This window comes from Pseudoxanthobacter sp. (assembly GCF_036822375.1).
Taxonomy (GTDB): domain Bacteria; phylum Pseudomonadota; class Alphaproteobacteria; order Rhizobiales; family Segnochrobactraceae; genus Pseudoxanthobacter.
Map to the genome: position 1 here is coordinate 1 of NZ_DAISHT010000150.1, position 6,912 is coordinate 6,912.

The 6,912-nt window shown below is 67.3% G+C and carries 5 protein-coding genes; 4 read left to right on the forward strand and 1 reads right to left on the reverse strand.

Annotated elements, in window-relative coordinates; genetic code table 11:
* From choX to V7067_RS12990, 4 genes are all read left to right on the forward strand, one after another.
* Positions 1-788: choline ABC transporter substrate-binding protein (gene choX / locus V7067_RS12975; RefSeq protein WP_334176323.1), on the forward strand; the 788-nt coding region annotated here is incomplete at its 5' end.
* A 236-nt stretch (positions 789-1,024) separates the two neighbouring features.
* Positions 1,025-1,864, forward strand: a complete 840-nt coding sequence (choW, locus tag V7067_RS12980) for a choline ABC transporter permease subunit (RefSeq protein ID WP_334176324.1) — start codon at positions 1,025-1,027, stop codon at positions 1,862-1,864.
* 8 nt (positions 1,865-1,872) lie between these two features.
* Positions 1,873-3,060, forward strand: coding sequence for a choline ABC transporter ATP-binding protein (gene choV / locus V7067_RS12985; RefSeq protein ID WP_334176325.1), 1,188 nt, complete (start codon positions 1,873-1,875; stop codon positions 3,058-3,060).
* 287 nt (positions 3,061-3,347) lie between these two features.
* Positions 3,348-4,481 carry a diguanylate cyclase gene (locus tag V7067_RS12990; protein WP_334176326.1) on the forward strand — a complete coding sequence of 378 codons (1,134 nt, stop codon included), beginning with the start codon at positions 3,348-3,350 and terminating at the stop codon, positions 4,479-4,481.
* 19 nt (positions 4,482-4,500) lie between these two features.
* On the opposite strand, the gene V7067_RS12995 is transcribed toward V7067_RS12990, so the two are convergent.
* Positions 4,501-6,585, reverse strand: a complete 2,085-nt coding sequence (locus V7067_RS12995; RefSeq protein WP_334176329.1) for an ATP-dependent helicase — start codon at positions 6,583-6,585, stop codon at positions 4,501-4,503.
* Between the last annotated feature and the right edge of the window lie 327 nt (positions 6,586-6,912).

Consider the following 6,912-nt stretch of genomic DNA (forward strand, 5'->3'; position numbering starts at 1 on the left):
TCGACGGCCTCGGCTACAAGGCCTCGACGCAGGTGCTGTCGGTGCCGGTCACCTACACTTCGCTCAAGAACAAGGATATCGACATCTATCTCGGCAACTGGATGCCGACGCAGGAGGCCGACCGGAAGCCCTACGTCGACGACGGGTCCGTCGAGGTCATCGGCCCCAACCTGACCGGCGCCAAGTATACGCTCGCGGTTCCGACCTATCTTTATGAAGCCGGCCTGAAGAACTTCGCCGATATTGCCCGGTTCCAGAAGGAACTTGGCGGCAAGATCTACGGCATCGAGCCGGGCAACGACGGCAACCGTCTCATCCTCGGCATGATCGAGAAGAACCAGTTCGGCCTGAAGGGCTTCGAGGTGGTGGAATCGAGCGAGCAGGGCATGCTGGCGCAGGTGCAGCGCGCCACCGCCCGCAAAGAGCCCGTGGTCTTCCTCGGCTGGGCGCCGCACCCGATGAACACCCGCTATTCCATCGAATACCTGTCCGGCGGCGATGATGTGTTCGGCCCCAACTTCGGCGGTGCCGAGGTCTTCACCAATGTCCGTAAGGGCTGGGTGAAGGAGTGCCCGAACGCCGGCCACCTCATCGGGAACCTGAAGTTCAATCTCAACACCGAGAATGTGGTGATGGACTACATCCTCAACGAGGGGATGGAGCCGGAGAAGGCGGCCACCAAGTGGCTGAAGGCCAATCCGGATGTCTGGGCGCCGTGGCTCGATGGCGTGACCACCTTCTCCGGCGAGCCGGGCCTGCCGGCCGTGAAGGCTTCTCTCGGCCTCTGAGGCCGGAGCCGGGCTGCCGCCTGCGCTTCATTCCCCTGACGCAGGCGGCGGTGCCGGTTGTTTTCGCGGCCGCTGTGCCGGCCGCGCCGACCGAACCGGAGTGACGACGGAACAAGCCCGCGGCCGCCTTGCGTGCGGAGCGGGTGCCGGCGTCGTCTTTTCCCTTCAGGCGCCTCGCCGGGCCGGCGGCCGCACCCGCCGCTGTCCGCCGCTGCGCCGCCGCCAGGGCAGCGCCGATGTACGACTGGCTCACCGAACATAAACTGCCGCTCGGGGCATGGATGAAAGCCGTCATGGACTTTCTGACCCAGCACGCCGGCGGCTTCTTCGATGCGATTTCGCTGGTGCTCAGCGTTATCATCGATGGCCTGACCGGCCTGTTGCTGGCGGTTCCGCCGCTGGTGGCCATTGTGCTGGCGGGTGCCGGCGCCTATGCGCTGCACCGGCGCATCGGGCTCACCGTTTTCGTGCTGGCCTCGCTGCTTCTGGTGGCCAATCTCGGCTACTGGGATGCGCTGATGCAGACCCTGTCGCTGGTGGCCTGTTCCACGCTGGTGTGCGTCGTCATCGGCGTGCCGCTCGGCATCGTGGCCGCGCACAGGCCATGGTTCTATGCGGCGCTGCGGCCCGTTCTCGATCTTATGCAGACCATCCCGACATTCGTTTATCTCATTCCCACACTGGTGCTTTTCGGTCTGGGCACCGTGCCGGGGCTGATTTCCACCGTCATCTTCGCGCTGCCGGCGCCGGTGCGCCTCACCCATCTCGGCATTTCCTCCGTGCCGACGCCGCTGCATGAGGCGGCGCTCGCCTTCGGTGCCACGCGCCGGCAACTGCTCTTCAAGGTGGAACTGCCGGCCGCCATGCCGACCATCATGGCCGGCATCACCCAGTGCATCATGCTGTCGCTGTCGATGGTGGTGATCGCCGCGCTGGTCGGCGCCGACGGCCTCGGCAAGCCGGTGGTGCGGGCGCTGAACACCGTCAACATCTCCATGGGCTTCGAGGCCGGGGCGGCGATCGTCATTCTGGCGATCATCCTCGACCGCGTGTTCCGGCGGCCGGAAAAGAACTGAGGGCGGTCATGGACGGGCAGACGACCACAGACGCGGTTGCGTTCCGCAATGTCGACATCATCTTCGGGGCGCGGCAGAAAGAGGCGCTGGCGCTGGTCGATCAGGGGGCAACGCGCGAGCGTATCCTGTCGGAAACGGGCTGCGTGCTGGGCGCCGCCGGCGTAACGCTGACGGTGAAGCGCGGCGAAATCTGCGTGCTGATGGGCCTTTCCGGCTCCGGCAAGTCCACGCTGCTGAGGGCCGTCAACCGGCTCAACGAGACCGCGCGCGGCGAGGTCATCGTCACCCACGATGGCCGGCCGGTGGATGTGGCGCGCTGCCCGGCGGGCACGCTGCGCGAGGTGCGCTCGCGCACCGTTTCCATGGTGTTCCAGCAATTCGGCCTGCTGCCGTGGCGCACGGTGCGCGAGAACGCCGGCTTCGGGCTGGAACTGCGCGGCCTGCCGGCCCGCGAACGCCGGCGCATCGTCGACGAGAAACTGGAGATGGTCGGCCTTTCCAAATGGGCTGACAAATACGCCCACGAGCTTTCCGGCGGCATGCAGCAGCGTGTCGGGCTGGCCCGTGCCTTTGCCACGGATGCCGACATCCTGCTCATGGACGAGCCGTTCTCCGCGCTCGATCCGCTCATTCGCGACAAGCTGCAGGACGAACTGCTCGACCTGCAGAAGCGCATTTCCAAGACCATCGTGTTCGTCAGCCACGATCTCGACGAGGCGATGAAACTGGGCAACACCATTGCCATCATGGAAGGTGGCCGGATCGTGCAGGCCGGAACGGCGGAAGACATTCTTCTCAGGCCTGCAAACGCTTATGTCACAGAGTTCGTGCGGCACGTTAACCCGCTCAACGTGCTGCGCGGCAATGCGGTGATGACGCCGGCGGCGGCGCTGCGGCGCGAGGGCGACATGGTCTATGCCGGCCCGGAAGGCCGTCTCCGGATCCGCATCGACGGTGCCGGGCGGCCGCAGGGGGCGGAAATCGACGGTCGCCCCGCCCTGATCGAAACCGCCGACGGCGATCTGGAAGCCTGCGATGTCATCGTGGCGCCGGTCAATCTCAAGCTTCAGCAGGCCATTGCCCTGAAGCAGCATTCCAGCCATCCGATCCTGCTGGTGGACGATCTCGGCTGTCTCGCCGGCCTGTGCGACGATGCCGAAATCTATCGCGGCCTCCTGCGCCGGGATCTCGCCTGAGCGGAGCGGGCCCCGGCCCGGGGTTTATGGCGTTCCTGCATCCCCGCGGTCTGCAGAGGTGCTGTATGCGCAAACAGAAATTGCAGCTCTCAAGAAAACAGTAAACCGACGCAGGCCGGTTTGCTTCCCTGCGGCAAGATCGTCTCGTGTCTGTGACGAGGCGTGACGTATGATGGCTCCGGGTGTTGGCGGCCCTTTTTACCGCCCGGGGAGATCTGTGCGTGCCGGATCGGTTGCTTTGGGAAGTTGAGGCGAACTCCGACCGCCTTGTCGCGCGCAGGCTGACAATGGCCTACGTCTTCGGGCTTCTGGCCATCGGCATTCTCACCGCCGGGGTGCATTTCCTGCTCGACCGGGTCATTCTGGAACAGCGCGATTCTGCCACCATCATCAATGTGGCCGGCCGGCAGCGCATGCTCTCGCAGCGCATCGCCCTCATGGCCAGCAACCTCAGGGCCGGCGACGAGACCGCGCGCGGCGTGCTGGAAGACAGCATCGCCCTGATGGAGCGCTCACACGCCGCGCTCGTCGGCGGCAACGATCTCGGCATCGTCCATCCGTTGCCGCAGACCCTCAGGCCCTATTATTTCGAGGGGCCTCATGCCCTCGATCCGGCCGTGCGGCGCTATATCGCCGCTGCCCGGCAGTTTGCGGCCGACGGTTCCCCCGAGGCCTACCAGACGGTGGAGACCGCCGCCCGCGGCGCCATTCTCACCACGCTCGACGGCGCGGTCAGCCTGTTCGAGCATGAAGCCAACCGCCATATCGACGGCCTGCGGCGCATCCAGAAGGTGCTGCTGTGTGCGCTGCTCATCGCGCTGGTGCTGGAAGCGATCCTGATTTTCCGGCCGCTGGTGCGCAAGATCCGCGAATACGCCGCCCGCCTGATCGAGATTGCGGCCCACGACAGCCTGACCGGCCTGTTCAACCGGCGCTATTTCATGGACACGGCGCAGCGCGCGCTTGCGCTCTGCGAGCGGGTTCCGGGCCGGGCCGTCTCGGTGCTGATGATGGATCTCGATTTTTTCAAGCGCATCAATGACACCTACGGCCATGCGGCCGGCGACCGCGTTCTGCGCACCTTCGCCGCAACGGTCGGGGAGAAGCTGCGCGGCGGCGATCTGCTTGCCCGGCTGGGCGGGGAGGAGTTCGCCGTTCTGCTGCCGGGTACCGACCGCATGCAGGCCTTCGCGGTGGCCGAAAAGCTGCGTCAGGCGGTGGCCGTCGCGGCGGCGGACGGGTTGCCGGTGGTCACGGTCAGCATCGGCATCGGCACCTATCTCGGCCGGCACGACACGCTCGACGATCTGCTCAGCCGCGCCGACCGGGCGCTTTATCAGGCCAAGCTGCAGGGCCGCAATCAGGCCTGCGCGCAGCCGTCCATCCCGCCGCTGCCGCCGGCTGCGCCGGCAACGGCTTGAGGCGGCCGCGCGGGTGGGGTCAGCGCGGCCGGAACATGGCGCGCATGCGGGCGGCCAGATCGATGCGCGGCCCGTCCGGTGCCAGCGGGCGGCCGTCCGCGGCGGGCCGGGCCAGAGGCGGCCAGCTCTGGCGCTCGAACAGGTCCAGAAGCGCGTCGGGAATGAAGCGCGTGCGGGCGGCGTAGACATGGCGGTCGCCGCCGGCCGCCTGATTGTGGGTGAAGAAGCGCTGCGGCACCATCAGGGTCAGGCTGTCGCGGGCCCGCGTCATCGCCACATAGAGCAGGCGGCGCTCCTCCTCGATCTCGGCCGCGGTGCCGGTGGCAAGGTCGGCCGGAATGCAGCCGTCGACGCAGTTGAGCACGAACACGCTCTTCCACTCCTGCCCCTTGGCGGAATGGATGGTGGAGAGAATGAGATAATCCTCGTCGCGCCAGGGTGCGCCCGACCGGTCGCTGGTGGCATCGGGCGGGTCGAGGGTGAGTTCGGTCAGAAAACGCTCGCGCGAGCCGTAGCCGCCGGCGATGCCCTCAAGCTGCAGCAGATCGGCGCGGCGGGTTTCGGCATCCTCGTGCAGGCGGTCGAGGTGGGGGGCGTACCATTCGCGCACCGCCGCCAGTTCGGCCGGCCAGCCGGCGGTGCCGGAGGCAAGCTGGCCGAGCAGGGCAACGAAGGAGGCCCAGTCGGCCCCGGTGCGCGGCGGCGCCGGCAGGGCGCCGAGCGCCGCCACCGGGTTTGCCGCGTTGTCCATGACATCCTGAAGCTTCCGCGCCGTGGAAGGCCCGATGCCGGGCAGCAGCATCAGGACACGGAAGCCGGCAACACGGTCGCGGGGGTTCTGCGCAAGGCGAAGAACGGCCAGCATGTCCTTGACGTGGCTGCTTTCCAGAAACTTCAGCCCGCCGAATTTCACGAACGGAATATTGCGCCGGGTCAGTTCCACTTCCAGCGCGCCGGAGTGCGAGGCGGTGCGGAACAGCACGGCCTGCTGTTTCAGCCGCTCACCATGCTCGCGGTTTTCAAGAACGCGGGTGGCCACCAGACGGGCCTGATCGGCCTCGTCGCGCACCAGCATCAGCCGCGGGCGCTCTGCCGACGGGCGCTCCGAATGCAGCGCCTTGGCAAAGCGTTCGGCAGCAAGGGCGATCACGCCGTTTGCCGCTGCCAGAATGGGCTGCGTGGAGCGATAGTTGCGCTCCAGCGTCACGATCTCGGCCGGCGGCGAGAACTGGCCGGGAAAGTCCAGAATGTTGCGCACGGTCGCGGCACGGAACGAATAGATGGCCTGCGCATCGTCGCCCACCACCGTCAGGCCGGCGCCATCCGGCTTCAGGGCCATCAGAATGGCGGCCTGCAGGCTGTTGGTATCCTGATATTCATCGACCAGCACATGGTCGAAGCGGGCGCCGGTGGCGGCGGCGATGTCGGGCTCGGCCAGCGCATGGGCGAGGTAGAGCAGCAGGTCGTCATAGTCGAGCACGTTCTGCGCCTGCTTGGCAGCCACATAGGCCGCGAACAGCGTGTTAAGTGCGGTCTCCCACGCGGCGCACCACGGGAAATGAAGGCGCAGGGTCTCCCCCAGACCGGCCTGCGCATTGACGAGGCGGGAATAGATGGCAAGGCAGGTGCGCTTGGCCGGAAACCGGCTTTCCGTGTGCGAGAAACCGCACTCGTGGCGCACCAGATTCATCAGGTCCGCGCTGTCCTCGCGATCGTGGATGGTGAAGCCGGGATCGAGGCCGACCGCGCCGGCGCTTTCGCGCAGCAGCCGGGCTGCGATGCCGTGGAAGGTGCCGGCCCAGCTCAGCGCCGCCGAAAGCGCGGCCTCGTCGGCACCGCGCGGGCCCAGCACGCGGGCCAGAATGCCGGCGGCACGCTGCGTCATTTCCGCTGCGGCGCGGCGCGAAAAGGTCATCAGCAGAATGCGCTGCGGGTCTGCCCCGTTGAGCACGAGATGGGCGACGCGGTGGGCCAGAGTGCCGGTCTTGCCGGAGCCCGCACCGGCGATGACCAGCAGCGGCCGGGCCGGCTCTGCCCGCCCTTGGGCAACGCCGTGCACGACAGCGCGTCGCTGAGCCTCGTTCAGGCCGGCGAGGTGCTCCAGCCCGGCGAGGTATTCCGGTCCGTCGAGGTGCTCTTTGCCGGCCGGTCCGGTGCCGGCCTGTGCGCGTTCGCTCTGCCGCACCTGTCATCCTCTGTCACGGCCGCCCGGAAACCGGCAGTCCCGCTTGCCCCGGCGTTTCGGGGCGGTGCGAATCTGCGGTGGCGTCCTTCCTGAACAAAGGAAGAACCTAACCATCCCCACGCCGAGTGCAAGCACGCGCGGGGCGGGTGGCGCGCGTGCTGCACCAGCGGCACGCAAGCCAGGCAGACGAGAACCGCGACAGCGGACACCTGCGACAGCGGACACCTGCGACAGCGGACACCTGCG

Coding starts and splice junctions, on each gene's coding strand:
- choV (WP_334176325.1), top strand. CDS start 1,873: ATGGACGGGCAGACGACCACAGACGCGGTTGCGTTCCGCAATGTCGAC.
- V7067_RS12990 (WP_334176326.1), top strand. CDS start 3,348: ATGGCCTACGTCTTCGGGCTTCTGGCCATCGGCATTCTCACCGCCGGG.
- choW (WP_334176324.1), top strand. CDS start 1,025: ATGTACGACTGGCTCACCGAACATAAACTGCCGCTCGGGGCATGGATG.